This window comes from Thermostichus sp. MS-CIW-36 (assembly GCF_054059035.1).
In genome coordinates, this window is record NZ_JBSSBR010000007.1 from 23,519 (window position 1) to 50,265 (window position 26,747).

At 58.6% G+C, this 26,747-nt stretch carries 22 protein-coding genes; 13 read left to right on the forward strand and 9 right to left on the reverse strand.

The window, feature by feature from the left end:
- Positions 1 to 25: 25 nt before the first annotated feature.
- The gene (locus tag ACVWVQ_RS04865) at positions 26 to 1,495 is read right to left on the reverse strand and encodes an LCP family protein (protein ID WP_457507189.1); all 1,470 of its coding nucleotides are present in this window, start codon (positions 1,493 to 1,495) and stop codon (positions 26 to 28) included.
- A 121-nt stretch (positions 1,496 to 1,616) separates the two neighbouring features.
- On the opposite strand from ACVWVQ_RS04865, the gene ACVWVQ_RS04870 reads away from it, so the two are divergent.
- The 4 genes from ACVWVQ_RS04870 to ACVWVQ_RS04885 all read left to right on the forward strand — a co-directional run bounded on the left by ACVWVQ_RS04870 (position 1,617) and on the right by ACVWVQ_RS04885 (position 7,130).
- Positions 1,617 to 2,213, forward strand: coding sequence for a 4'-phosphopantetheinyl transferase family protein (locus ACVWVQ_RS04870; RefSeq protein ID WP_457507191.1), 597 nt, complete (start codon positions 1,617 to 1,619; stop codon positions 2,211 to 2,213).
- 541 nt (positions 2,214 to 2,754) lie between these two features.
- Positions 2,755 to 3,150 (forward strand): plastocyanin/azurin family copper-binding protein, encoded by a 396-nt coding sequence (locus ACVWVQ_RS04875; RefSeq protein WP_457387746.1) that lies wholly within the window; start codon positions 2,755 to 2,757, stop codon positions 3,148 to 3,150.
- A gap of 66 nt (positions 3,151 to 3,216) precedes the next feature.
- Positions 3,217 to 5,709 carry an HD family phosphohydrolase gene (locus tag ACVWVQ_RS04880; RefSeq protein WP_457507193.1) on the forward strand — a complete coding sequence of 831 codons (2,493 nt, stop codon included), beginning with the start codon at positions 3,217 to 3,219 and terminating at the stop codon, positions 5,707 to 5,709.
- Between the two features lie 197 nt (positions 5,710 to 5,906).
- On the forward strand, positions 5,907 to 7,130 hold the full coding sequence (locus ACVWVQ_RS04885; RefSeq protein WP_457507195.1) for a glycosyltransferase: 1,224 nt from the start codon (positions 5,907 to 5,909) through the stop codon (positions 7,128 to 7,130).
- 111 nt (positions 7,131 to 7,241) lie between these two features.
- Here the strand turns inward: ACVWVQ_RS04885 and ACVWVQ_RS04890 are convergent, their stop codons facing one another.
- Both ACVWVQ_RS04890 and ACVWVQ_RS04895 read right to left on the reverse strand, forming a co-directional pair.
- Positions 7,242 to 8,987 (reverse strand): peptidoglycan D,D-transpeptidase FtsI family protein, encoded by a 1,746-nt coding sequence (locus ACVWVQ_RS04890; RefSeq protein ID WP_457507197.1) that lies wholly within the window; start codon positions 8,985 to 8,987, stop codon positions 7,242 to 7,244.
- The gene (locus tag ACVWVQ_RS04895; RefSeq protein WP_414344636.1) at positions 8,936 to 9,082 is read right to left on the reverse strand and encodes a hypothetical protein; all 147 of its coding nucleotides are present in this window, start codon (positions 9,080 to 9,082) and stop codon (positions 8,936 to 8,938) included. The genes ACVWVQ_RS04890 and ACVWVQ_RS04895 overlap by 52 nt, the downstream gene beginning before the upstream one ends.
- A 555-nt stretch (positions 9,083 to 9,637) precedes the next feature.
- On the opposite strand from ACVWVQ_RS04895, the gene ACVWVQ_RS04900 reads away from it, so the two are divergent.
- Both ACVWVQ_RS04900 and ACVWVQ_RS04905 read left to right on the forward strand, forming a co-directional pair.
- Positions 9,638 to 10,489 carry a hypothetical protein gene (locus tag ACVWVQ_RS04900; protein WP_457507199.1) on the forward strand — a complete coding sequence of 284 codons (852 nt, stop codon included), beginning with the start codon at positions 9,638 to 9,640 and terminating at the stop codon, positions 10,487 to 10,489.
- Positions 10,490 to 10,564: 75 nt separating this feature from the next.
- Positions 10,565 to 12,151 carry an ArnT family glycosyltransferase gene (locus ACVWVQ_RS04905; protein WP_457507201.1) on the forward strand — a complete coding sequence of 529 codons (1,587 nt, stop codon included), beginning with the start codon at positions 10,565 to 10,567 and terminating at the stop codon, positions 12,149 to 12,151.
- A 24-nt stretch (positions 12,152 to 12,175) separates the two neighbouring features.
- On the opposite strand, the gene ACVWVQ_RS04910 is transcribed toward ACVWVQ_RS04905, so the two are convergent.
- From ACVWVQ_RS04910 to ACVWVQ_RS04930, 5 genes are all read right to left on the reverse strand, one after another.
- Positions 12,176 to 13,540 carry a gluconeogenesis factor YvcK family protein gene (locus ACVWVQ_RS04910; protein WP_011432626.1) on the reverse strand — a complete coding sequence of 455 codons (1,365 nt, stop codon included), beginning with the start codon at positions 13,538 to 13,540 and terminating at the stop codon, positions 12,176 to 12,178.
- Entirely contained in the window at positions 13,533 to 14,516 is a 984-nt protein-coding gene (gene rapZ / locus ACVWVQ_RS04915; RefSeq protein WP_414409087.1) for an RNase adapter RapZ, read from the reverse strand. The genes ACVWVQ_RS04910 and rapZ overlap by 8 nt, the downstream gene beginning before the upstream one ends.
- Positions 14,517 to 14,626: 110 nt before the next feature.
- A complete protein-coding gene (gene nth, locus ACVWVQ_RS04920; protein WP_457507204.1) occupies positions 14,627 to 15,331 on the reverse strand; it encodes an endonuclease III in 705 nt (234 codons plus the stop codon).
- A gap of 6 nt (positions 15,332 to 15,337) precedes the next feature.
- Positions 15,338 to 16,435: an RIP metalloprotease RseP gene (gene rseP / locus ACVWVQ_RS04925; RefSeq protein WP_457507206.1), complete on the reverse strand. Its 1,098-nt coding sequence runs from the start codon at positions 16,433 to 16,435 to the stop codon at positions 15,338 to 15,340.
- 132 nt (positions 16,436 to 16,567) lie between these two features.
- A complete protein-coding gene (locus ACVWVQ_RS04930) occupies positions 16,568 to 16,810 on the reverse strand; it encodes a NifU family protein (protein ID WP_414373537.1) in 243 nt (80 codons plus the stop codon).
- Between the two features lie 513 nt (positions 16,811 to 17,323).
- Here ACVWVQ_RS04930 and ACVWVQ_RS04935 point away from each other — a divergent pair.
- The 5 genes from ACVWVQ_RS04935 (at position 17,324) to sppA (ending at position 22,868) form a co-directional block, all read left to right on the forward strand.
- Entirely contained in the window at positions 17,324 to 18,457 is a 1,134-nt protein-coding gene (locus ACVWVQ_RS04935; protein ID WP_457507208.1) for a PIN domain-containing protein, read from the forward strand.
- A 44-nt stretch (positions 18,458 to 18,501) separates the two neighbouring features.
- A complete protein-coding gene (locus ACVWVQ_RS04940; protein ID WP_457507210.1) occupies positions 18,502 to 20,247 on the forward strand; it encodes a sensor histidine kinase in 1,746 nt (581 codons plus the stop codon).
- A 75-nt stretch (positions 20,248 to 20,322) separates the two neighbouring features.
- Positions 20,323 to 21,171, forward strand: a complete 849-nt coding sequence (gene rsmA, locus ACVWVQ_RS04945) for a 16S rRNA (adenine(1518)-N(6)/adenine(1519)-N(6))-dimethyltransferase RsmA (protein WP_457507212.1) — start codon at positions 20,323 to 20,325, stop codon at positions 21,169 to 21,171.
- A gap of 105 nt (positions 21,172 to 21,276) precedes the next feature.
- Positions 21,277 to 21,981 carry a 3-oxoacyl-ACP reductase FabG gene (gene fabG / locus ACVWVQ_RS04950; RefSeq protein ID WP_414373529.1) on the forward strand — a complete coding sequence of 235 codons (705 nt, stop codon included), beginning with the start codon at positions 21,277 to 21,279 and terminating at the stop codon, positions 21,979 to 21,981.
- A gap of 74 nt (positions 21,982 to 22,055) precedes the next feature.
- Positions 22,056 to 22,868, forward strand: coding sequence for a signal peptide peptidase SppA (sppA, locus tag ACVWVQ_RS04955; RefSeq protein ID WP_414355892.1), 813 nt, complete (start codon positions 22,056 to 22,058; stop codon positions 22,866 to 22,868).
- Positions 22,869 to 23,206: 338 nt separating this feature from the next.
- On the opposite strand, the gene ACVWVQ_RS04960 is transcribed toward sppA, so the two are convergent.
- Positions 23,207 to 23,698 (reverse strand): hypothetical protein, encoded by a 492-nt coding sequence (locus ACVWVQ_RS04960; protein WP_414400644.1) that lies wholly within the window; start codon positions 23,696 to 23,698, stop codon positions 23,207 to 23,209.
- A gap of 687 nt (positions 23,699 to 24,385) precedes the next feature.
- On the opposite strand from ACVWVQ_RS04960, the gene ACVWVQ_RS04965 reads away from it, so the two are divergent.
- Positions 24,386 to 25,522: a citrate synthase gene (locus tag ACVWVQ_RS04965; RefSeq protein WP_011433503.1), complete on the forward strand. Its 1,137-nt coding sequence runs from the start codon at positions 24,386 to 24,388 to the stop codon at positions 25,520 to 25,522.
- A 67-nt stretch (positions 25,523 to 25,589) separates the two neighbouring features.
- A complete protein-coding gene (locus ACVWVQ_RS04970; RefSeq protein ID WP_457474027.1) occupies positions 25,590 to 26,657 on the forward strand; it encodes a permease in 1,068 nt (355 codons plus the stop codon).
- The last annotated feature ends 90 nt before the right edge of the window (positions 26,658 to 26,747 follow it).

Sequence of the window (26,747 nt, forward strand, 5' to 3'; positions counted from 1 at the left end):
CCGCACTCGCAACCGAACCGGCTCTCTAGAGCTGAGCTGCTCCGGGCGGAGCTTGGGTTTGGCCGTTGGCGTCAGCGGCGCGGAGTGCTTCATCCAAAGCCAACTGTTGAGCCCAATCCTGGCCGATCCGAATGGTGACATCGGAGTTGAGAACGCCAGTAGATTCTACCCGCACTTCTCCCAGGCCAATGGCGGCGCGGATCTGTTTAGCCCCCTCCCGATCCCCGCTCTGGGCGAGGATCTCCGTTTGCTGCAGCACCTGGGTGCTGTCTTCCACGGCAAAAGCATGGGCGTATCCTTGTCTCACCAATTCTTGCACCATACGGCGGGCCATCCCCGGCTCTCCGGTTGCGTTTTGCACGGCTATGCGCAGGCGGTGTGGAGGAATGCGGGCTACCTCTGCCTCCAGGCCAAAGTGGGAGACGGCCACCCGTCGGATCCCGGCTGGATCCGGCAGCCAGTAGCTGGTGGAGAATTCTCCCGGCTGACTGAAGCGGCCCGGCAGCAGCACCAGGTCGATGCGATCGCCCCCAGAGGTGAGGACAAACTTGGCCAAGCTCAGAACCTCTTCCCAGGTGAGGTTGGTATCGAGGTTGGTGCGGATAACCTGCAAAATCTTTGGGATCCGCGGCCAGACAGCAGGGGAGAGCAGTTCCCGGCTCAGGGCCCGCAGCAATTCCTGTTGCCGTTGCACCCGACCGATATCCCCTAATCCCAGGTGATCGCGGCGAAAGCGGGCAAAGTGGTGGGCTTGTTCTCCATTGAGGCGTTGCCAGCCGGGTTCCAGGTGGATAAACAACTGCTGGGTGTGATCCACGTATTGCATCGGTTCCGGCACGTAGATTTCCACGCCGCCCACCGCGTCGATCAGCTCTTCCAGAGCGTCGGTATTGAGGCGAATGTAGCGGTCAATCGGGATCCCACCCATCAAGTGGCTGACCACCTGAGCCGCCAGCGCCGGGCCCCCTGCCAAGTTGGCAGCATTGATCTTGGTCACGCCAAAGCCGGGCAAGCGCACACGAGTATCGCGGGGGATGGACAAAACGGTAATCCGCCGCGCCTGGGGATCAAAGCGGGCCAAGAGAATGGTGTCGCTGCGGGTGTGGAAGCGATCTCGCTCTGTGGGCAAGGGCAGGGTGGGATCCGGGTTGTCCGTGCCGAGAATGAGGATATGCAACGAGCGATCCAGAGCCGCAGCCCGTAAGGCATCAGGACGGAAGGCTTCTTGTTCTGCAGGAGTGAGGGAAGTTGGGATCACCTGACGGGGCAACATCACGGCCAGGAGGGCACCGGCAGAACCCGCCAACACAGCCGTGAACCCCAACAACAGCCAGAGGATCCCCTGACGAATAGCCTGCTGACGAGCTGCGCGGACACGGTCAGGACGGGGGGGATAGTGGAAGGAGGGCATCAGGTCAGACCAGGTCTCGCGAGCGCGTACAGGAAAGGGTGTACTGTCTGGGTGGTGTTGCCAACCCCACCAATTCAAGGTCATGTTATCCCATCCTTATTCCTTAGAGTTGTCTAGACCCAACTTCAGAGTGGGATCCCTGCAGCCGTTGTCGGGAAAGTCAGAGGTGCATCTTTGGCTGCAGACAGTCCCCCCGTTGGAGAAGTTGCTCCCCCAGCTCGGCCTTCTTTCCCCTGAAGAATGTCGGCGGGCAGAGCGTTTACAACTGCCGGCAGATCGGCGCCGCTTTCTGGCCGGTCGTCTTGGGTTGCGGAGCTTGCTTAGCCGCTACAGCGGCATTCCGCCCCAGGGGATCCCCCTCGACCACAGTTCTACCGGCAAACCCTACTGGCGGGATCCACCCCTACCGCTGCAGTTCAACCTCAGCCACTCCCACGAGCGCGTCCTGATCGGCCTGAGATGGCAATACCGCATTGGAGTGGATCTGGAATGGGTTCGACCTGTGCCCCGCTGGCAGCGCATCGCCCAGCGCTACTTTTCGGCTGCCGAGCAAGTCCGTTTGGCCAACTGTCCAGCTCCAGAGCGAGATGCCCTCTTCTTCCAAATGTGGACACAAAAAGAGGCACTCCTGAAGGGAACGGGCAGAGGTCTGGCCGGCTCCAGAGCTTTGGACGGGGACTCTTGCTGGGTAACCCTACCCCTTCGGGTTGCCGGTGGCTACGCCGCTGCGGTAGCCCTTGAAATAAGGAAAGACGGAGAGGAAGCCCCAGCCGTGCGACTCTACGAGGATGTGGATGGCTAGACAGGGCAGAAGGGAATCAAAACCTGATACATTCACGCTGAACTCTCCTGAACATGGTTCAGGAAAGAAGCGATCGCATCCTGCCTATCTCTGTTCGCGTCAGCGGGACGGAGTCCAAACAGGAAGGCGGTATCCCGCAAAGCCCTGAGGAATACCCCCCGAGCGCTTTCCCCCTTCACTTCCCGGCAACCGTTGCGGTGGACTCAAGGATCAGGGGGAAACTTGGTCTACTATATCCCTCTCAATGACTTTTGCCAAACCGCCTAAAGCTCAGTAAATTCAGCAAAGTTCAGGGTTTTGGGGGTTAGAGGCATGCTCTCCGCCTAGAGATGCTATCTTGAGTTTCCAGGCTACTCGCAGAGGAGTGAGAAGGGAGGAGTGAGAAGTGAGAAGGAGGAATCTCTTCTCTTTGCTCTTTTCTCTCTCCTCGTTGCTCTTTTCTCTTTGCTCTTTCCTCTTTGCTCTTTCCTCTCTCCTCGTTGTTGCAATGTTAAACAGGTTCTGTCATTTCCTGGTGCTGGGAATCTGGCTATCGGCCCTCATGATTGGGATCCCGCATCCGGTATGGGCGCGGGATCTCTCCAGACAAACGCCGCAGGAGAAGGTGGTTGAGTTGGGCACTGCCGACAATCAGTTGGTGTTTGCGCCCAAGGAACTGTCTTTTCGCAACGGCAGCCTCTACCGTCTTCGCCTGAGCAACCCCAGCCAATTGAAACATTATTTCAGCGCCAAAGATTTTGCCGATGCCGTTTGGACCCGTAAGTTGGACGTGGCCGGCGTGGAAATTAAGGGCCAGATCCGAGAACTGGAGCTGAAGCCAGGCGCTTCGGTGGAGTGGCAATTTATTCCCCTGAAATCTGGGGTCTACGCTTTGGTTTGCACCATTCCCGGCCATGCAGAAGCAGGTATGGTGGGGCAGATTACCATCGGCGATTGAGATTCTCTTCCTGGGCTACCCGGCCAAAAGGGGATAGAAAAGAGAAAGACGCTGCCAGGCCAATCCATGAAAAACCCGCTCACGCCCAAAGCCCTTCGCGCTGCCGACGCGAACGCGGAACACTGGACTCGGCGACGCCAGGCAGCTTCCCCTCGAAAGAGCAGGCCCCCCCTTTCGGAACGGGTTGCTGGCTATGCCATAGCGCTTCTCTCCCTCACTGCTGTCCACGGGATCCGCTACTACAACGAACCACAACTGACCGTCGGCAGCCGTTCTCCGCAGACGTTTCTTGCCCCTGCTGCGGCGGAGATTGAAGATGTGGAGGCTACCCAGGCCCGACAAGCTGAGGCGCGACGGCGGGTGGTTCAGGCCCTCAAAATCAACAGCACCGCCAACGACAGCATGCGGCAAAACCTGGAGGGTCTCCTGGCTGAGGTGGAGGCCATCCGCCAAGAGGCAGGGCCTCTGCCCTATGTTTCTGTCCAGTTGCTGTCTCTGCCAACGCAGATCTATCTGCGCCAGCTTTCCCCAGAGGAGTGGGAACCCTTCCAGGCTCGCGTCCGACAAGAGGCCATCCGCGGAGCCACCCCATCTCCTTTGGAAGAGCCTTCTTCGGGGCGACCGGAGCAGCTTCCTCCTGAGCAGCGGGCCAAGCAAGAGCTTGTCGAGGTTTGGCAGCGGGTCTGGTTGGACGGATCGGCCACCCAGATGGCGGCGACGGATCCCTATACCCAGTTGATTGCCCAGGTGGAAGCGGCGCAGCAGCGCTATCGGGCAGCTTTGCCGGCTCTGGAGCAGCTCACCCCCCCTGTTCCGGCCACCGTTCTCAATTTGGCAGATGCGGATTGGCAGCATTTGCAAACCTTGAGCCGGCGGGTCTTGGAGCGCCTGCAGAAGATAGGGATTGTGGATGGCCTGCCCCGCGAAGTTCGCGCCGAAGGGATCCAAGCCCAACTGGACGATTTGATTTTTCCGGGCAGCGCCGCCCAACGACAGGAGCTGCAGGCCCTGGTCTATCAGTGGCTGCAGCAGGTGCTCATTCCCAACGTGGAGGTGGATCCCCAGCGCACCGAGCAGCGCATCCGCGCCGAGCTGGAAAAAGTCGAGCCGGTTCTGATCTCGGTTGCCGAGAACCAGGTGATCGTGCGAGCAGATCAGGTCATCACTCCCGAAATTTTTCTCATCTTGGATCACTTTGGGCTTACCCAGCGCGGGATCAACGTCTGGGGCTTGGTGGGGGTAGCCGGCGTGATGGGCCTGGGCCTGGCTGTCTTTGTGCCTCTGCAGCAACGCTTGCGGCCAGGGTTGCGCCGCCGGGATCGGGTGTTGATCCTCATGGTTTCCCTGACCGCTCCCCTTTTGGCGGCCTTGTTCAAGCTGGAGTTCAGCTCCCTGCCGGCAGTGGGGCTGTTGCTGGGCAGTTTTTACGGGGCAGGGCTGGGCTTGGTGGTGGTGGTAGGCCAGGCGCTGTTTTTGCCCTTGGTCTCCCCTGTCAACCTGCTCACCCTTGTACCCTTGCTCTCCGGCAGCGTGGTGGCCTCTGCCCTGGCCGGGCGTTCCCGTTCCCGCGAAGAGCTGGCCTTGCTGGGGGGAGGAGCGGCAGCGGTGCAGATGCTGGCCTACGGGGCGGTTAGCTTGGCCGCCACCGGCGGCATCGACCTGTTGGCCATGGCTTTGGCAGGGGGAACCAGCTTGGGATGGAGCATTGTTGCCCTGGGAGCCAGCCCCTACCTGGAGCGCCTATTTGACTTAGCCACCCCCATTCGTCTGATCGAGTTGAGCAATCCCAATCGCACGCTGCTGCGGCGGCTGGCTGCAGAGGCCCCCGGCACCTTCCAGCACACTCTGCTTGTGGCCACTTTGGCAGAACGGGCTGCCCAGAAGCTGAACCTCAACGTGGAGCTGGTGCGCACCGGCACTCTTTACCACGACATCGGCAAGATGCTGCAGGCCCGCTACTTCATCGAGAACCAGATGGGCAGCCTCAACCCCCACACCCAACTGGACGATCCCTATCGCAGTGCTCAGATTATCAAGGCCCACGTCAGCGATGGCTTGCGCCTGGCCAAGCAATATAATCTGCCTACCGCCGTCCAGGCGTTTATCCCTGAGCACCAGGGGACGATCCTGATTGCCTATTTCTACCATCAAGCCCAGATGAAAGCCGGGGGTCAGCCCGTACCCGAAGAGCCGTTCCGCTACGATGGCCCGATCCCCCAGAGCAAGGAGACGGGGGTGGTGATGATGGCCGATGCCTGTGAAGCCGCCCTGCGCAGCATGACTCTGAGCGATGGCTTCGGCCCCGATGTGGTCGAGCGGGCAAAGGCTGTTGTCCGCAAAATTGCCCAGGCCCGCTGGCAAGATGGCCAGTTGGTTGATAGTGGGCTGACGCTGGAGGATTTGGAGGTGGTGGCAGACGCTTTCGTGGAGGTCTGGCGGGAATCCAACCACGAGCGCATCCCCTACCCCAGTTTCACCCCTGCCCCCTCGCTGCCTGAGACTGCCTCTGCTCAGGCCCAGATCCCGGTGTTGATGAGCCCCTCTACGGGATCCCCTTAGCCAGGTGACCTCTCCCGTTCGCGTCAGTGAGACGGAGTCCTCAGAAGCTAAGTAGGTGGAGAAAGGTCTAGCCCTGCGGCTCATCGATCAGTACGATAGGGGATCGTTCTGTGGATCCAATGTGAACCAAGGCAGTCCTAGGATTTGCAGCCCTAGGCGGGGGATTTTTGTTTTATTGTTTTTGGATGGCCTGCTGAATGCTTCATGGAGCTCCTACTTCCTCTGCCGATCCCAAAGCTTCTGCAGCTCCTTTTCAGATTCCACCTCTGTCTCAGTCCAGCCCTGTGCAACTTTCGCTGGTCATTCCCACCTACAACGAAGCCTCTAGCATTGGCAGCTTGGTCAGACAATTGTGTGCCCACCTAGACACGATTCTGCCTGGAGGCTATGAGTTGATTGTGGTGGATGACAATAGCCCCGATTACACTGCCAAAGTGGCCCAAGGATTGCAAAAAGAATTCCCTCAACTGCAAGTCATTTGTCGCCACCACGAACGAGGCCTGGCCACTGCCGTGCTGCGGGGATGGCAAGCTGCCCGCGGCGAGGTGTTGGGGGTTATGGATGGGGATTTGCAGCATCCGCCGGAGATTGTTCTCAAATTGTGGCCGCTCATCCAGAAGGGGGCAGATCTGGCGGTGGGCAGCCGCTATGCACCATCGGGAGGGGTGAGCCACTGGAGCCTGGGCCGGCGCATTGTCTCCCGCGGGGCCCAATGGATTGGGCTGGTTCTGCTGCCAGGAGTTTTCAGCCGTGTTTCCGATCCGTTGAGCGGACTGTTCCTGGTCAGACGCCAAGCCATTGCCGGGATCCCGCTCAACCCCAAGGGTTACAAGCTGCTGATCGAGGTGCTGGCGCGGGGCCGGGTGAAAACCATTGCTGAAGTCGGCTACATCTTTCAGGAGCGCCAAAACGGGGAGAGCAAAATCCAACTGCAAACTTGTCTCCAATACCTCCACCACCTGATGGTGCTGCGCTTTTCGCTAGGGCAGGTGGGATCCTTTTTGCGCTTCAGCACGGTTGGCCTATCCGGCACCTTGGTGGACATGGCTTTGCTCTATGTTTTGCACGATCCCACCAACTTAGGATGGGATCTCATAACCAGTAAGCTGGTTGCTTCGGAGGTGGCCATTCTCAATAACTTCCTCTGGAACGACCTGTGGACTTTTCGCCATGTGACCCGCTTGCAGCCGGGGCCCTGGAATCGCCTGAAGCGGTTGGCGAAGTTTAATGTTATCTGCTTGATCGGCTTGGTTCTCAACGCTTCACTGGTGATCTTGCTGAGCGAGCGCTTGGGCATTCATTATTTGTTGGCCAACTTAATTGCCATCGGTGTTGTCGTATTCTGGAACTTCTACCTCAACTCCAAACTGAGCTGGAGGAGTGCGGAGGTTAAACCCGACTCTGTGGGTGGCCAGTCTTGAGTATGGCTTTTTCCAGGAAGAGCCAATCCGGAGGTATGGGCATTTCGCTCATTTCCTCACTGTCTGGGCCCCCTTTGGCATCCGCCTTCGCCCCTTGTTCCTATGGCTGCGCTAAGTAGAGTTAGGGCGGATCCCCTCTAGGGCGATGATCTCCTGGATCACCGAGCGAACAACGGGAGCAGCCGTCGTCGAGCCGAAGGCATCTTCCCCCTGGGGCTCGTCGATCACCGCCAAGATCACGTAATTCGGGCGAATGGCCGGGAAATAGCCCACAAAACTGGTGATGCGCTTGCCGGGCAAATAGCCCCCCCGTGGCCCGGCTTTCTGGGCAGTGCCGGTTTTGCCAGCGATCTCATACCCCTCGATCTTGGCCGATTGCCCCGTGCCAAAGTCCACCACATCCCGCATTTGGATACGCACTGCCAGCGTGGCTTGCTCGGATAGTACCCGCACCGGCTGCGGCTGCGGGGATCCCCAAACCAAAGTATCCGTATCCTTCTCCACCAAGCCTCGCACCACATGGGGCTGCACTTTCAGTCCGCCATTGGCAATGATGCAATGCATGGCAGCCAACTGTAGAGGAGTGAGGGCCAGCCCCTGGCCGAAAGCGACAGTGGCCCGCTCCACCGGCACCGTAACAAACTGTCGCAGCGGTTTCAAACGGCTGGCCGGCTCAAAGGGCAAATCCACGCCACTGCGCTCGTTGAACCCCAGCCGCACCAAGGCATTGTAGTACTGGCGGGGATCCAGCTTGCGCATTAGATGTACCATGCCCACATTGCTGGATTGCCGCAGGATATCCGTGACGCTCATCCAGCCATGGGCCCCTCGCTGGTGGTAGTCGTAATTTTGAATGGGCCACTGACCGATGAGAATCCGACCCTCGTCATAGACCCGCTCATCTGCTGTAAAGGCTCCAGCATCCAACCCAATGGCAATGTTGATGGGCTTGAAGGTGGATCCCGGCTCATACAAATCCGTTACGGCCCAGTTGCGAAAAAGACCGGGGTCATACTCAAAGTAGCGGTTGGGGTCATAGGTGGGCTCGCTCACCAGAGCCAAAATCTCCCCCGTGTGGGGCTGCAAGATGATCACCGTACCCCGCAGGGCTCGAAACCGTTGCAGTTGGGCTTTCAGGGCAGCGCGGGCAGCTCTTTGCAGACGCATGTCTAGGGTAAGTTGCAGCACCGTCTCGCCAGATTGCAGCAGCCCTTCCGGCACCTCGGCAGCCAACAGTCGTCCGTAGCCATCGCGAGGAATAGTAACAGGCTGAACAGTACGCTCCAGCAGCTCTTGCCGGGAATATTCCACTCCCGCTTGGCCCTGATGATCCAGATCCACATAGCCCACCACCTCAGCGGCCATCTCTTTTTGGGGGTAAATGCGTTGCCGCTCGCTCACCAGCTCCAGGCCATCCAGATGCAGAGCCTGAATTTGATCCGCCACCTCCTGGGATACCCAGCGCTCCACCCGCACCGCATGATTAACCGACAGCCGCTGCGTCAGTTGCTCCACCGGACGCCGCAACAGGGGAGCAAGGGCAGTGGCAATTTCCTCTGGAGTGCGTTTGCCAAAGAGGCGGGGATGGGCCCAGAGAGTATAGACGGGGCGATCTACGGCCAGCAATTCTGCCTGCTGCTTGGCAATAGAATGACGATCCACAATTGAGCGACGAGGAATGAAAGGTCTTAGCTGGGCTCGCTGCTGGGCTTCGGCTCGCTGCTGCAATAGGGGTGCCTGTTGATGTTGCAAATAAACCAGACGTGCTCCTGTTACAAATACGGCGATGATCAAAGCCAGTCCGGTCATGCCGGCGCGAAAGTCAAGCTGGCGGGCCGTCGGGATCCGCTCCCCCAAGAGCCATCCCAGCGCTGTTCCCCACTGCCTAGAGCTTCGCGGTGAAGGGATCCAAGAACCTCTGCGTCGGCGCCGTTGAGCAAGTTGCCGGCCATTTTGCCTTGTCTCCAGAGATTTCGGCACAGGCCGCCCTACCCTAGCCCTAGGTCTGCCTTCCATTGCAATCCTCACATGAGCACCACCGCTAGTTTGGCGCTCATCCCTCTGTTATGCCACCCCACAGCTTTTGGAAGAGACCTTGGGATCCCGAAAAGCAGCCAGGACATTTTAGAGGTATTGGAGATAACATAATACCTCAGAACATGAATTAGGTGCGGGCAAATCCTCAGACTTTTCGCACTTGGATCCGCAGTTTTAAATCACATTCAAAAGAAACTGGGAGGATATGAAAAACCCAACTCACTTGCGTACATTCAACAGCTCAAACCTTTAACTTGCTTGATTTAAAACCTCTTCCCGGCGCCTCGTGCAGTCAGCCACTCAATTTCCGCTCCTGGTTGGAGAGAGGGGAAGTTGAATACAGCACAGCGAAAACCGGAGGACTTACTGCTTTTCATAATTTTTTAAACGCTTCGTATTCTCGGAAACAGACGACCGGCAGACTAGCAAGCCATAATCTAAACAAATCCAGCTTTCCCGGAGTTGAGTCTATGAAATGCGTGGAGGAGAGCCACAACAAGCGCGTGTACCAAGAGTCTTCTGTAGGTTTCCTTGGGTCTCTTGCTACTTTTGTTTTTATCTGTTTCTTTGCGTTCATCCTTTTTATGGCTTTATCTTCGATCTGGTCTTCCCAGGGTGAGCGCCGTTTCACTTGTTTTCGAGTTGACCAGTCTACGGTTAATTGTGAAGTGTCTTTCCAGCCGTTTCTACCTTTGCCGAGCCAAACTACACTTCACATAGATGTAAGAGGAGCTGCAGTCAAAACTGAAATTGTGGAGGATGACGACGGAGAAAGGACTGAGCGCTACTATGTCACGCTGGAAAAGCCTACAGGGGAAACCCCAGCCTGGTTGGCCTTTGGTGAAAGTGAAGCTCAGGAATTGGCAAGGCGCGTTGATTCTTTTGTGAACAGTACAGAGAGTCGGCTCTTGATAGATATCGATAGATTTCACTTACTGGAGTTAGTGTTTGCGATCTTGTATTCTCTCCTTCCAGGGCTATTTCTGGCTCTACTTCTTTGGGTAGGAGCTCTCATGCTGAAGGTGTCTTTTTGGTGTCGCCGTCTAACGTTTGACCGCTCTAGGTACCAAATCCAAGAGGAGCACCTTACTCCTTTTGGGTCGCTAGGGCGGAAAACTTATTCCTTTGGAGATGTACAGCAGATTTTGGTTCAGGCCAAAAGGAATTTTGTTGAATTCTTTTCGGTAGAAGTGAAATTGCAATCGCGGAAACCTTTGCTGTCAGTCTGCTACACTGATAAGGAACCAGAGGCGCGGGCAGAGGCCGAGAAGCTGGGTCAATTTTTGGGGTGTCCGGTCATTTTGCCGGAGGCAAAATCATAATACTAGAGGGACGTAGCCCCGAGAGGTATTCAAGGTAAGTTAGATCTGTCCATCTGCCCATAGGGATCCCCTCCATTGCCTAGAGCGGTTTGGCTAATCCTGGGGTTGGGCTTGTTCATGCGGGGCCTGGTGGCTGCCCTTTTGCCGCCGGGCTTTGACGAAGCCTACTACTACCTCTACACCCGCCATCTGGATTGGAGCTATTTTGACCATCCGCCGCTGGTGGCCTGGACAACGGGCTTGGGGCCTGCCTTGACCGGCCAGGTGTCGGCTTTTTCTATTCGACTGGGATCCCTGCTGCTGTATTGTGGCTCTTCCCTATTCCTCTACTACACCGGAGCACGCCTTTTCTCTGTTCGGGCGGGACTGATCAGCTTGGCGGCCATCAGCATCGCACCCATCCTTTGGATTGGGTTTGGGGTGCTGACCCTGCCGGATAGTCCGCTGGTCTTTTTTACGGCAGCAACCCTATGGGTGGCCAGCCAGGAGTTTTTCCCGGTGCCTTTGGGGCAGGGGAAATTGGCTGTCTATGGGGCGGCTCGCTATCGGCCAGGGCCTAGGCTAGCGCTCATAGGTCTCTTGGTGGGGCTGGCCTGCTTGGGGAAGTACCACGGCTTGGCTTTGGGGTTCGGCCTGGTACTCTTTTGTCTGCTCAGCTCAGTTCATCGCTGTGCCTTGAGGTCGGGCTGGACGGTGCTGGCGGTGCTGGGTTTTGTGCTGGCCTTCAGCCCGGTGCTGATCTGGAACGCCCAGCAGGATTGGGTCTCCTTTCGCTTTCAGGCGGGGCGGGCGGTGCCGGAGGCAGGGTATCAACTGCAAGCGCTGGGGCTGACGATCCTTTCTGAAATCTTTTACCTGTTCCCCAGCTTGGGGATCCCTTTGGGGTGGGCGAGTTTGGCAGGGACGGGTCGGGTGGCCCTGCAGATTCTCCGCGGGATGCGGCTGACGGATGAAGAGCTCAAGCACCTTTTGATCCTGGCCTGTGGATTACCGCTGGTGTTGGCCTTTACCTTGATGGGAGGCTACCGGCCCATCTTGCCCACCTGGCCCATGCCGGGGTTTTGGGTGCTGACGCTGCTGCTGGGATCCTTCTGGGAACGGTGGCCGGGAGCGAAGCGAACCTTGGTGGGGACGGCAGTGATGGTGAGTTTGGTGGTGGGGGTGGGGCTGGCCCATGTGCGCTATGGCCTGCTGCAGGCTCCTGGCGGGCTGGGCCTGTGGCCCGTGGAGCAGGATCCCTCTACTCAGCTCATTGAAATTGAGCAGTTGCGGCAGCGGTTTCGGACAGATCCCCACCTGGCTCAAGCCCTTGAGGAGGCAGAGTTCGTTTTTACCAATGCCTATTTTTTGGGCGGTCAGATCGCCATGGCCCTGGCTCCGCTGACGGACAAGCCTCTGACCTGCCTGGATGCAGATTTGCGGGGCTTTGCCTTTTGGTCGCAGCCGCAGGATTGGCTGGGGCAGGATGGGCTGCTCATCACTTCCAAGTTGTTCCAGCCGAGGGCAGGGATCCCAGCCACCTATGGCGACTACTTTGCCCAAATCGAGCCTGTGGCCGAGGTTCCCCTGGTGCGGGCAGGGGCGGTGGCGCAAACCTTTCAGGTGTACCTGGCTCGACAGATGCGCAAGCCCTATCCCCGCCCTTATTCCCGCCTGCAATAACAGCAGAGGACATCCTGGGCAAAGCTAGAGGGGGCGATGTCTGTCGAACCAGCGCATCAGCATTGCAGCCAAGCGTTCGGGGTTGTGGCGCACCAAGCCGGTCTCTGGATCCTCTTGCATGACGTTAGCCAAAACGGCGCGGCAGCCCAGGTAAGCCAGTTTGTCGGGATCCAGCACCACAAACTCAGAACCGCTGCGGCGGTAATGCTCCAAAGCACGTGGGGAGGGTGGCTCCCGCTGCACCAGCACGCCGTCAAATAGGCGCACTCCTGCCACCCGATCCAGAGCCATGACGTGATCCCCAACGGTATAGCCGTCGGTTTCCCCCGGCTCGGTCATGATGTTGCAGACGTAGATGTGGGGGGCCATATTTTTGGCCAGAGCTTCCACAATTTCCGGCACCAACAGGTTGGGAATGATGCTGGTGTAGAGGCTACCCGGCCCCAGCACCACAAACTCTGCCGCCTCAATAGCCTCGATGACTTCCGGTAGGGCGGGAGGGTTGGGGGGGTCACAGCCGATTCGGCAAATGCGTCCTCCGGCTTTGGCAATGTTGGACTCTCCCACCACGCGGCGGCCATCGCTCAGCTCCGCCCAGAGGGTAACATCCGCCAGGGTGGCCGGCAGCACCCGCCCCTGAATGGCCAAGACTTGCGAGGTGGCAGTGATGGCCCGAATCAAGTCGCCGCCGGTTACCGCGGTGAGGGCAGTGATGAACAAATTGCCGAAGCTGTGGCCGCTCAACCCTTCCCCCGACTGGAAGCGATATTGAAACAGCTCGGTGAGCAGCTTTTCTTCGTTGGCCAGAGCAGTGAGGCAGTTGCGGATATCGCCGGGGGGCAAAACGCCGATCTCCCGCCGCAGACGCCCTGAGGATCCCCCGTCATCGGCCACCGTGACAATGGCCGTGATGTTGGAGCTGTAGCGCTTCAGACCCCGCAGCAGATTGGAGAGGCCGGTACCGCCCCCCAGCACCACAATGCGGGGACCACGGCTGAGACGCCGCCGCGACAAGAGCTTATCCACCAGCGCCTCATCTCCCTCGGGGATCAGCACATCCTCGATGGAGCGCATGGCGCTGCGAAACCCCAGCACCACCATCACCAGCCCGATCCCAGTCACCAGGGGGCCACTGATGTTGTTCGGGATCCAAGTGGTGATCAGGCGCAGGGTGATGTCGATCAGCCGCTTCAGGCGAAAGATGGGGGTCAACTCCGTCCAGATGGCAATGCCCAGCACCATCAGCAGCACGCCCCCAACCGCCAGGCTCAGCCAGCGTTTAACGGCTAAACCGGGAAAGAGCCATTTCCAGCCACTTCCCGGCCAAGCAGCCTTGCGGCGGCGAATGCCCCAAGCGGCGGACTTGTTGCTGGGCACAGGCTTAGGCATGGGAAGGTGCAGGAACGCCGGCCAAAGGGATCCTAACCTGTTGCTGCGCAACGCCGGCTTCGCCGGGCGCCGGGCCAAAGCGGGCTTCCAGCTCCCGCTGAGAGTCGAGCAGATGGCGATGCTGAACCTGAACATTCAGGTCGGGAAGAACGTGGTTGCCGGCAGGGACAGTCCAAGGCTGCAAATCCTGGGCCAGGCGCTCCACCAGGGCCACCGAGCGGTGCTGACCGCCGGTACAGCCGATAGCCAAAGTCAGGTGGGGGCGACGCTCTGCGCGGTAGTGGGGCCAAAACGCTTTGATCAGGGACAAGATGTGCTGATAGGTGGATTGTGTGATGGGATCCGCAAACAAGAACTCCTGCAGCAGGGGATCCTGCCCAGTGAGGCGACGCAGATGGGGCTGAAAGAAGGGGTTGGGCAAAAAACGCACATCGAACAGCAAGTTGGCATCGGGGGGAACGCCGTATTTGAAACCGAAGCTGACCAGCCTTAGGTTGAGGGGCTGGGGGATCCCTTGCACCAAAGCTTGCAATTGCTGCCGCAGTTGCTGGGCATTGAGGTCGGAGGTATCCAACCAGTGGGTGCAGCGTTCCCGCACCGGGGCCAGAGCCAGCCGCTCTTGCTCAATGGCCTCCAACAAACCGGCAGCTTCCCCGTAGGGATGGGGACGGCGGTGGGCGCTGAGACGGTTGAGCAACACTGGGGAGCGGGCCTCCAAGAATAGGAAAGGGATCCCTTGCGATTGCACCCAAGCAGCCAGGGTGGGAACTTGATCCCGGTACTCCTGGGCGTGGAGATTCAAGCTGATGGCCAAAGCAGCGTGATGGGTCCGCATCGCCTCAACCAAGGGGATCACCTGGGCAGGCGGGATCCCTTCTAGGCCGGTGTACCCCAGTTGTTCCAACTGCTGGATGGCCAAAGTTTTCCCGGATCCCGTCAGGCCGGCAATGACCAGAACGGGGGGCGCGACTGACATGGGTTTATCCTGCATGGAGCTTATTCTAGGGCGAGGGGCGGCCAAAACAAGTGCTGCAAGGGAGGGATCCCTGCCGGCTCAGCCATACAGGGCGCCCGGAAACCATCCTCTCAGGTTGGCGAGGCTTTGGTAGCTTTTTTATCCATTTTCTCATCCGGTGCCGCCGGTCTCAGGAGGGGAGCGCTGGGGCAGAGATCCACCAAAAAACATTGCTGGCACAGAGGCCTGCGGGCAGTGCAGATGGCCCGCCCGTGGTCGATCAGACGGATAGACCAGTTCTCCCAATCCGCCTGCGGCAACAACTGCATCAGATCCTTTTCGATGCGCACGGGATCCTCGTGCTCAGTGAGGCCGAGGCGGCGGCTGAGGCGCTTAACATGGGTATCGACGGTAACCCCGGCATTGATGCCAAAAGCATGAGCCAACACCACATTGGCCGTCTTGCGGGCTACGCCGGGTAGGGTGAGCAGCTCCGGCATGGTGCGGGGCACTTGACCACCGAAATCGCTCAAGATCTTGCGGCAGGCTTCCTGAATGTGTTTGGCCTTGTTGCGATAGAAGCCGGTGGAATGGATGAGAGCCTCGATCTCCTCTCGCGGCGCTGTCGCCAGGGCCTGGGCATCCGGGAAGCGACGAAACAGCTCCGGCGTTACCTGATTCACCCGCTCATCCGTACACTGAGCGGAGAGGATGGTTGCCACCAAGAGCTGCAGCGGCGTCCGGTAGTGGAGGGCACAGGTGGAGTTGGGGTAGTGGCGCTTCAGCCGAAGCAGGATCTCCAAAGCTCGCTGGCGCAGGGCCCGTTTGCTGGCCATCTTCCCCTAGCCTGACCCGGTGACAATGGCGAGGGTGTCTTTGAAGATCAGCACCACCCCCAATCCCAGTAACAACACCAAGCCCGTCTGCATCACCCGCTCCTCCAGATGCTTGGGCAGCCGTTTGCCGCGGATCGCCTCCAGGATCAAAAAGGCAATGTGTCCCCCGTCCAAGGCGGGCAGGGGCAACAGGTTGAGAAAGGCCAGGTTAATGCTGATCAAAGCGGTGAAATTAAACAGGCTGGCGGCGTCATCGCGGGCCAGATCCGCCCCAATCTTGACGATCCCCACCGGGCCGGAGACCTGAGCAGCCGTGCTTTGGAAATTCTGAACCAACTGCCGCAAGCCGTTCAGATTGAGCATCACCACCCGCTGGTAGGCATTTCCCGCCTCCGTGAGGATCTCGGCCACGCTCTGAGGGGGACGCAAGGTCACCTCCTGGTGGGGGGCCAAGGTCACTCCAATGGCCACCGTCTCTCCCCGCACCTCTGGGATCACCGTCAATTGCAGGGGATCCCCTTCCCCACGCTGCACCTCTAGGGGAATGGGCCGGTTCTCGCTGCTGCGGATCAGCACCTGAAAATCGTTCAGAGCTGCCAAGGCCGCCGTCTCGTCGGCAATCCCCCTGTAATCGCGATCGGCTGCCTGCAACACCACATCCCCTGCCTTCAGGCCGGCCCGCTCCGCCGGGCTATCGGGCATCACCTGAGGGATGAGAATGCCGGGATGGAGGCGCGTTACCGAGGGGATCCCCACCGAGGCGAACATCAACACCAGCACCAGATAGGCGAAGATCAGGTTGGCCATCACCCCTGCACTCATCACCACCAGGCGATCCAGCACGGGGCGGTTTTTCAGCAGATCCGGGTCGTCGGGGGGGTAGGGAGAATGTTCATCCTCGTCAGGAAAGCCCACGTAGCCCCCCAGCGGCAGGGCGCGAATGGCGTACTCTGTCTCCCTGCCCTGGTATCGCCACAGCACCGGCCCAAACCCCAGCGAGAAGCGGTTGACATGGATCCCTTGGAGTTTGGCTGCCGCAAAGTGCCCTGCCTCATGCACCAGGATCAGCAGGGCGAGAATGGCGATGGAGAGGAGAACAGACATGCGCTAGCTCTGAAGAAGGCACAGAAGAAAGAAGTGGGGAGCAGAGAGCCACCCGAGGCTATTTGTCAAGGCACATAATCCAACACATGATAAAGAACCCTAAAGGAATCTCACAAAAACCTACAGGGCCCCTCAGAATACCTGCTCCACCTCCAAAATATCGGGAATGCTCTCCCGCAACTTGCGCTCAATGCCCATCTTTAGAGTCATGGTCGAGCTGGGGCAGGCTCCACAGGCCCCCTGCAAGCGCAGCTTGACCACCGGGCCATCGATTTCCACCAATTCCACATTGCCCCCATCGGCCATCAAGTAAGGACGCAGCTCGTCCAGGACTTTCTCGACGTTCTCGGTATTGAGTTCCAGTGCTTGTGCCATGGTTGCTTTTAGCCTCGTTGAGATTTGGATTGTAGCGGTTTCTGATACATTCACGCTGAACTCTCCTGAACATGGTTCAGGAAAGAAGCGATCGCATCCTGCCTATCTCTGTTCGCGTCAGCGGGACGGAGTCCAAACAGGAAGGCGGTATCCCGCAAAGCCCTGAGGAATACCCCCCGAGCGCTTTCCCCCTTCACTTCCCGGCAACCGTTGCGGTGGACTCAAGGATCAGGGGGAAACTTGGTCTACTATATCCCTCTCAATGACTTTTGCCAAACCGCCTAAAGCTCAGTAAATTCAGCAAAGTTCAGGGTTTTGGGGATTAGAGGCATGCTCCACAGATCCCTCAAGCTGGCAAGGGATCGCTATGATTTCAGCATAGTCTGAATCCTTCTGGGGGAGGGCTGGCTTGGTTGTCCGGATCCCTCCAACACCAGACGACTAGAATGAGTAGGAAGCAGATTTGCCTATTCCCAGCAGCATCACCCACTCAGCAGGGCCGTCTTTTTTCTTATGCTAGACGCTTTACTGATCGCGATCTTCATGTTGGCGGGAGCTGGCCTCGGGTTTTATGGCCTGGATTTGCTCCCTCCTGCTGCCATTCAGGGGGCCAATGTGGAAGGAGCCCGTGTCGTCACCAGCGGCTTTGGCCTGCTGGCAGGGCTGGCTCTGGGATCCCTGGTGCGCTGGAGCTACCGTCGCTTTGAGGCCAATGTGCGCTCCTTGCCGCCGGACGTGTTGATCAGCCGCTCGGTGGGGTTGGTGATCGGCTTGGTGATTGCCAATCTGGCCATGGCTCCTGTGTACTTGCTGCCCCTGCCCCCCCAACTCAACAGGTTCCTCGAGCCGCTGGCTTCGGTCTTTTTCAGCTTGGCCTTTGCTTACCTGGGGGTCAGCCTGGCCGATACCCACGGCCCCTCGCTGCTGCGGCTGTTTAACCCCAACTATGCTTTACAAGCAGCCCTCTGGGCGGAGGGCAATGTGGTGGCTGCCAGCGCCAAGGTTTTGGACACCAGCTCCATCATCGATGGCCGAGTGGCTCAGTTAATCGAGACAGGTTTTTTGGAAGGAACCCTGGTGGTTCCTCGCTTTGTGCTGACGGAATTGCAAACCATCGCCGACAAGGCCGATGCCCAAAAACGAGAGCGGGGCCGCAAAGGCTTGGATACGCTGCAGTCTTTGCGAGAGGCCTACCCCGATCGTTTCGTTATTCACGAAGCCAACTATCCAGATCTGACCACTGTCGATGAAAAGCTGGTGCGCCTCACCCAAACCGTGGGGGGAACGCTGCTTACCACCGATTACAACCTGAAGAAGGTGGCGGCTCTGCAGGGGGTCAAGGTGCTGAATGTGAATGAGTTGGCCGAGGCGCTGCGGCCCATCTATGTTGCCGGCGACAGCTTTGATATCAAGATCACCCGCGAAGGAAAAGAGCCAGGTCAAGGGGTAGGCTACTTGGAAGACGGCACCATGGTGGTGGTGGAAGAAGGGCAGCGCTCTGTGGGCAAAACCCGCTCTGTAGTTGTGACCAGCGCCATTCAAACCTCAGCAGGCCGCATGATCTTCGCCCGCCTCAACAAGGATCCTGCCCCACTAACCCGCCCGGCCTCTGATCCCGCCAGCCCGGCTTCCTCTGGAAAAACCTGAGTTTTGGCCTGTGTTCCCCTAACGCAATGGTGGTCTCCTCCCCCATGGGTGTGCTCCGACCCACTCCGATGTTCTACACGCAGGATCGCCAGAGGCGCTTCTGGAGTTTTTACTGGGAAGATGCCGAGAAATATGGCATCTACCCTCAGCACATCGTGAGCGGACAGCAAATCTGGGAGGTGGCCAACGCTGGAGAGTACGAAGCCAAGCTCAACCAGGTCTTTGCAAGCGGGGATCCCCTCTCCTACGAATGTCAGGTGCTCTCGCCCCGCTACAAGTTGCATCTGCATCTTTCTCTCAACCCTGTACGGGACATGGAAGGGGAGGTGGTGGCGGTTGCGGCAGTGGGCAAGTTGCTGGGGGCTACGCCTTTTGCGTTGGCCGGAGGAACCAGCAGCCCCAACAGCCAGCCCCATGCTCTCCCGGCCGATCCGGTACAGGGGATCACGACGCAGTTGGTGCGTAACATCCGGCATTCCCTGGATATCCGGCAACTGTGCCAGCAGACCGTGGAGCAGTTGGGGCAACTGTTTGAGGTAGATCGCTGCCTGATGGCCCTCTACGAGGTGGGGCAAGACTCCCTCACGGTCAATGCCGAGTACCGCCGCCATCCTGGGGATCCCTCCCTGCTCCACCAGACCCTGAAGCTGGCAGATTACCCCCATTTGTTGCAGGCCCTCAGACAGGAAGAACCGGTGGAGGCGGGGCGACATCTGGCCATTGCCATGTCTTACCAGGGCTACGCCAACAGCCTGCTCTGGCTGGAAATGCTGGATCCGAACAGGGTTCCTGTTTGGCAGCCAAGCCACATTCAGGTACTCCAGAGCATTGCCACCTACCTGGGCGCAGCCATTGCCCACGCCATTTTGCTGGATCAAAGTCGCCAACTGGCAACCCGCTTGCAGTTAGCCAACCAAACTCTGCGTCAGAAAAATAAGGAGCTGGAGCAGGCCCGTGCCCAAGCGGAATCGGCCAACCAACTGAAAAGCCAATTCCTGGCCAACACCTCCCACGAGCTGCGCACCCCTCTCAACGGGATCATCGGCTTTATCAAGCTGGTGCTGGACGGGATGGCCGAAAACCGCGAAGAGGAGCTGGACTTTTTGCAAGAGGCCTATCGCTCTGCCCTGCACCTGCTGGCCCTAATCAACGATGTGCTGGATATCGCCAAGATCGAGGCGGGCAAAATGCAGTTGGAGTTCCAGCCCTGCGACCTGCGAGCCTTGTTTAAGGATGTGGAGGCCAAGACTAGCCTGCAGGCCAGCCAAAAGGGCCTACAACTGAGCTTCCACCTGCCCAACACCTCGGATCAGATTTTGCTCTTGGGCGATTACCAACGCCTGTTGCAGGTCATGCTCAATTTGGTGGGGAATGCCATCAAGTTTACCCCCAAAGGCTCAGTAACCGTGCGAGCGGATATCCTGCCCGGCAATCCGGGGTTGGCCCGCATCCGCGTCATCGACACCGGGATCGGGGTATCGCTGGAAAAGCAGCAGAAGCTGTTTCAGGCTTTCACACAGGTGGATGGTTCCACCACCCGCCAATATGGAGGAACCGGCTTGGGCCTGGCCATCAGCCAACGCCTGGTGGAGGCGATGGGAGGGGAGATCAATTTCTACAGCTTGGGCGAAGGGCTGGGATCCACCGTCACCTTTACGGTGCCCCTCTACCGCAAGCCGCTCCTGAGCGGGGATCCGAACCCAGAGGCGCTCCCTGCTCAACCCGCCCGAGATAGACCTGAGGATGCGGATCCCACCTTGATTTCTGTTCCCAACTCAGTCCAGCGATGACCCACCCGGCCATTTCTCCTTCAACCGCTCTGGGTACCTCTCGGTTGCGGCGCAGCACTGCGCGAACATTCCCCCATGCCCTATCCTCGTAAACGGTTTGGTCAGCATTGGCTCAAGGATCCCGCTGTTCACGAGGCGATTGTGCGGGCTGCCCAGTTGAATGATCCAGAGGGAGACGCGGATCCCACTTGGGTGCTGGAGATCGGCCCCGGCACCGGCCAACTGACGCGGCGATTGCTGGCCCAGGGCGCCCAGGTGGTGGCGGTGGAGATCGACCGGGATCTGTGCCGACTGCTGCAAAAACGGTTCGCCGGCCAACCCCGTTTTCACCTGCTGGAGGGAGATTTTCTCCGCCTGCCGCTGCCTCCTCAACCCCGCCTGCTGGTGGCCAATATCCCCTACAACCTGACCGGCCCCATTTTGGAAAAGGTGCTCGGATCCCCAGCCCAGCCAGTTCGGCAATTCGAGCGCATTGTCCTTCTGGTGCAAAAAGAGCTGGCCGAGCGCTTGCAGGCCGGCCCCGGCAGCAAAGCCTATGGTGCTCTGAGCCTGCGGACGCAGTATTTGGCCGATTGCGAGCTGATCTGCAGGGTGCCCCCCACCGCTTTCAAGCCCGCCCCCAAGGTGGAATCTGCTGTGATTCGCCTCACCCCCCGCCCCGCCCCCACCCCCGTCCGGGATCCCTGCTGGTTTAACCACCTCCTCCGGCAGGGGTTCTCCACCCGCCGCAAGAAGCTCGTCAATGCCCTGGGAAGCTTGGTGGAGCGAGAGGTGGTCGCAGCAGCTTTGGCTCAGCTCCGCCTCAACCCCGATGCCCGCGCTGAAGAGCTGGATCTGCCCCACTGGCTGGCCTTGAGCGATCTGTTGCTGGAGAAAGCGCCCAAAAGGGCTGTTGTTCCTCAAGAGGAGCAGGAACCAGGGTAGGGTAAGAGAGGGAAGCTCAGTTGGACAAACCCAAACATCCTCTGGGGTTTTTGAAGTCCCTTCCCGATCTTGTTCTGGATCCCTTTCGCCAATGCAGGTGCATCCATGCAAAGCAACCAAGGCAAGCAAATCCTCTTGACCGGCGGCACAGGCGGGCTGGGTTTGGGGGTGGTTCCCGTGGTGCTGGCCAGCGGCGCAGAGCTGACCTTGACCTATCGCCAAGAGAAAGATCTTGCCATTTTGCGGGAGCGCCTGCCGGCCAATGCTCTGGATCGGGTTCGCTTTGTGCAAGTGGATTTAACAGATGAGGCGGCGGTTGCCCGCGTCATTGCCGACCTACCCCGCGTGGATGGGCTGATCCACCTGGTGGGGGGCTTTGCCATGGGCCCCACCCACGAGTACAGCTTGGCGGACTGGTATCGCGACTTCGACCTCAACCTCACCACCACATTCCTGACCTGCAAGCACAGCCTGCGCAGAATGTGGCAACAGGGCTATGGGAGGATTGTAACGGTGGGATCCCGAGGAGCGGTGGAGCCGGGCCCGCAATTGGCCGCCTACTGCGCTTCCAAAGCGGGGGTGGTGGCCCTGACCCGCACCATTGCCGCCGAAACCCAAGGCACCGACATCACGGCCAACGTCATCCTGCCCAGCATCATCGACACGCCGGCCAACCGAGCTGCCATGGGATCCGAGCGAGCCAAGCTGTGGGTCAAGCCAGAGTCCATCGGGCAGGTGATCGCCTTTTTGGTCTCAGAAGCAGCGCGGGATCTGCGAGGGGCGGTGATCCCGGTGTATGGCAACGTCTAGGCAACTGGTTGACCAAGCCATGAGCCGCCATTCATGATACAGAATATGCACTTATCCCTATCCAGTTCTTTTCCATGCTGAAGCGATTATTCTTGGGTGGTTTGCGCCGGCAAATCGGTCGCATTGAGGTGGCAGGGGCCATTGATGGCAAAACTCGCGAGCGGGTTCTCAAGGCCCTGAAAGAGGTGGAAGAAAACCAGATCCCTGCTGTGGTGCTGCGCATCGACAGTCCAGGCGGGACGGTGGCCGACTCCCAAGAAATCTACAATGCCCTCTTGCGTTTGCGGGAGAAAAAGGGCACCCGTATTGTCGCCAGCTTTGGCAACATTGCCGCCTCTGGGGGGGTTTATATTGCCATGGGAGCCGAAAAAATTGTCGCCAACCCAGGAACGATCACCGGTAGCATTGGCGTGATCATTCGAGGCAATAATATCGAACGCCTCCTGGATAAGGTGGGGATTTCATTTAAGGTGATTAAGTCTGGCCCCTACAAAGATATTCTCTCGTTTGATCGCGAGCTAACCCCGGAAGAGCGAAACATCCTGCAAGAATTGATCGACATTACCTACGGCCAGTTTGTGCAGACGGTTGCCGCTGCCCGCAAGTTAAGTTTGAATGTGGTCAAAACTTTTGCCGATGGTCGCATTTTCAGCGGAGAGCAGGCCCTTCACTTGGGTGTGGTGGATCGCTTGGGCACAGAGGAAGATGCCCGCCTTTGGGCGGCAGAGCTGGCCGGTTTGCCGACGGATGCGAAGTTCTACGACCTGCTCCCCCGGCGCAGAGGTTGGTCTCGGTTTTTGCCGGCAGCAGAAGCCTTGGCCCGTCTGCAGTTTGAAGTGAGCACCTCGGGCTTGCCCCTGTGGCTTTACCAAAAAAACTGGGTCTAAAGCCCCGCCCTGGGGCCTACGGCCCGCTGACGCGACTAGGGCGGCTTTGTGCTGTGCTACCCGCAGCGGCAGGGTAGTCAACCGCTTTAAAAACCCAACAGTCTCACGACTGGATACAGCCTCAATAGGCTTTGTAGTTGTTCTTTGCAACGGTACCTTTGGGCAAAAGGGAACCGCCCTGGATGCCAGCACGCGCGTAGCGCTTGGGGAAACGCCTGGGGAGACGAGCACCGCTGCCGTAGAGGGGCAACCCGATACGGTAAGTGCTGTCGCAGAACCAGGAACCAGAATCTCCTGCCTTTGGGCAGGGGAGTATGTCAACCGTACAGCCCAGCGAGTCAGAGCCGTTGATGGGTGTGGGGGTGCTGTTTGATGTTGTCGGCATCCTTTACCTCTACAACTGCATTGAGGATCCGTCGCGGCTCAACGCTGTGATTGAGCCTGAACACCCCCCGCTCTGGAGTGCAGGTTTGGTGTAAGGGGATGTGGCGAAACTGGGGCTTGTTGCGATAGGTGCGGGCCGCTGCTTGCACCCGTTCCACGAAGTTTTCCCCCAACAGCACCCCCGGCGGGAAAACATCGGTGGGCAAGGTGGGGATCCCGTTGTTCACGATCTCGGCATAGGTTGTGGCGTAGAGGAGAAGATAGGAAGTGCTGCGGCGTTCTTGGGCCAGGCAGTCCAAATCGGCAGCAGGTACCGGCTCGGCCACCAAAACCTCTACCAGGCGACCTTCCTGATCCTGCTGGAAGCAAGTGGCCACTCCCAGTACCACGTACTCCAGTCCTTGCACTGGGCTGGAGCCAAGGTGAGTTTGAGCAGTATCCGACATCGATGCCGATCTCCAAGCGGGGGAGCAAATTTTTGAGGCTCCGGCAAGCGCCAAGATCCCTCAAGCCGGGCGCAGTTCTCACCATAGCAACAATTTTTGCGTCGGGCAGCGGGAGCTGTTGCAAGATAGAAGGCAGATCCCAGCCCAGCTCTCTGTAAAGGATGGCAAGGGCGGCACTTGGCTGCAGGGATCCAAACTTTGCTTTACCCAAAAACTGGGCCCTCAAGGCTCACGGCTCGCTGACGCAGTCGCGACAGCTTGCGGAGCAGTAGGGAGCGGCTTTGTGCTATGCTGCCGGCAGCGGCAGGGTAGTCAACCGCTGCAGAAGCCCAACGGTTTAACGACTGGGTCAAACCCAAACAAATAATAAATAAATAGTTTTGTAATAGTTTTTTGTTGTCTGCAACAACACCCTAGGGCAGGGGGAAGCCGCCTTGAAAAAGAAAACCACTGGGGAGACAAGCGCCGCTGTCGTAGAGGGGAAACCTTCTTGCGAAAGCGAGACGGAGTCCTTTACGGTAAGTGCTGTCACGGAACCAGTAACTGGAATCCTCGCCCTCTAGAGCAGGGAGCATGTCAATGGGGCAAAGCGGGGTCAGTACTGCCCGAGGGGAGCAAGGGGTTGGGTTCCAGGCACCTTTGGCAACCCTTGATTCATCATTTAGGAAGCACTTTAGGAATCCGACTATGGCGGATGGCGAATACAGACCTGGGTTGGAAGGCGTTCCGGCCACACGCTCCAACATTAGTTTTGTGGATGGCCAGGCGGGGATCCTGGAATATCGGGGCATCCCCATCGAGGAATTGACCGCCCACAGTACCTTTCTGGAGACAGCCTACTTGCTGATCTTTGGCAAGCTGCCGACCCAATCGGAGCTGGACAACTTTGATCAGGCAATCCGCAGTCATCGACGGGTGAAATACCGCATCCGCGACATGATCAAGTCGTTTCCGGAGTCGGGCCACCCGATGGATGCTCTGCAAACCTGTGTGGCGGGCTTGGGGCTGTTTTACCCGCTGCGGGAGATGGATCCCGACTATGTGTTCGGCACCGTCACCCGGTTGCTCTCCAAGCTGCCGACCATGGTGGCCATGTTCCACCAGATGCGACAGGGCAATGATCCCATTCCCCCGGACGACAACCTGGATCATGCTGCCAATTTCCTATACATGCTCTCGGGCAAGAAGCCGGATCCCTGGTTGGCCCGCATTTTTGACATCTGCCTGATCCTGCACGCCGAGCACACGGTCAATGCCTCTACGTTTGCCCTTCTGGTGAGCGCTTCCACGCTGGCTAACCCCTACAGCAGCCTGGCCACGGCGGTGGGTACCCTTTCGGGGCTGTTGCACGGGGGGGCCAACCAACAGGTGATGATGCTGCTGCGGCAAATCGGCTCGGTGGAAAATGTGCGCTCGTTTATCGAGGAGAAGCTGGCCAAAAAACAGCGCATCATGGGCATGGGTCACCGGGTTTATAAGGTGAAGGATCCGCGGGCCACCATCCTGCAGCGGCTGGCTGAGGAGCTGTTTGAGCGCTACGGCCACGACAAGTACTACGACATCGCCCTGGAGGTGGAGCGGGTGTGTGAGGAGTTGCTAGGGCCGAAGGGGATCTACCCGAATGTGGACTTCTACTCAGGGTTGGTCTACGCCAAGCTGGGGATCCCAGAAGATTTGTTTACACCGGTGTTTGCCATTGCCCGAGCGGCGGGTTGGCTGGCCCATTGGCGGGAGCAGTTGTCCGATAATCGGCTTTTCCGACCCACCCAGGTGTACACAGGCGAACGCCAGCAACGCTACATCCCTATAGAAGAGCGGGGTTGAGAGCCGTTTGACAGGGCGCTGGGCCGAGATCCAAACTCAGTAAGGCCCAAATTGTGCGTGAGGCGGTGTGTTGAGCCTTTTAGACTCTCCCCTTTGGCGAGACGGGTTCACCCTGTTTCTGAGCATTGTGGTGCAGGCAATGCCATTTTTGCTGCTAGGGGTGTTTCTATCGGGGCTGCTGGCGGTGTTTGTCGAGGGATCCCAGTTGGCCCGTTTCCTGCCCAAAGGCAAAATCGGCAGCGCGGTGGCCGGTGGCGCTTTAGGATTCTTTTTCCCGGTGTGCGAGTGCGGCAACCTGCCGGTGGCCCGTCAACTGGTGATCAAAGGGATCCCACCCCACGTGGCGGTGGCTTTTTTATTGGCGGCGCCGGTGTTTAACCCGGTGGTGATCTTTTCCACTTGGATTGCCTTTCGCTCCATGCCGGAGCTGGTGATCTACCGAGTTCTCTTTTCCTTCGGCATTGCGGTGGTCGTCGGCTTGATCTTCAGCCTGCAAAAGGATTTCCAGCCTCTGTTGCAGCCGTCAGTCTGGCGGGAGCTGCAGCGCAATCGCCCCCAAGAGACGGATCCGAAAAGCACTTCCTGCTCGCCGTTGTTGCGGGGAGGCACCTTCTGGATTGGATCCCAAAGCCCTGCTCAAGGGGCCTCTGGCGGATCCCTGGCCACTTTACAAACGGCTGAAGATGTGTATCGCTCTGCTCTGGCCGCTGCGCCTTCTCCCTCCAGGGGACAAAAAGGAGTTCTCCTGCTGCAGACCTGGGCCAGGGAGATCCGCGAATTGGGATCCGTGCTCATCTTGGGCTCGGCGATGGCGGCCCTGATTCAAACGGTGATCCCGCGTTCGTTTGTGCTGGATTATGGCCAAGATGCATTGCTCTCAATCCTGATCATGATGGCCCTGGCCGGGATCATCTCCATCTGCTCGACGGTGGATGCCTTTTTCGCCCTCTCCTTTGCCGCCACCTTCACGCCGGGATCCCTGTTGGCTTTTATGGTGTTTGGGCCGATAGTAGACTTGAAAGCCATAGGCTTGATGCTCACTCTGTTCAAGCCCCGCGCCATTTTCTACTTCGTGATCTTGGTCTTTCAGCTTACTCTGGTGGGAGCTTTAGCCATCAACTACTATGGCAGTTAAAGCGTTTGTTTGAACCTTTCTCCACAGGGACGCCCTCTCCATCCACTCTCCGTCAAATATTCGTCAAATATAGTTGCTTCAGTTTAGGGT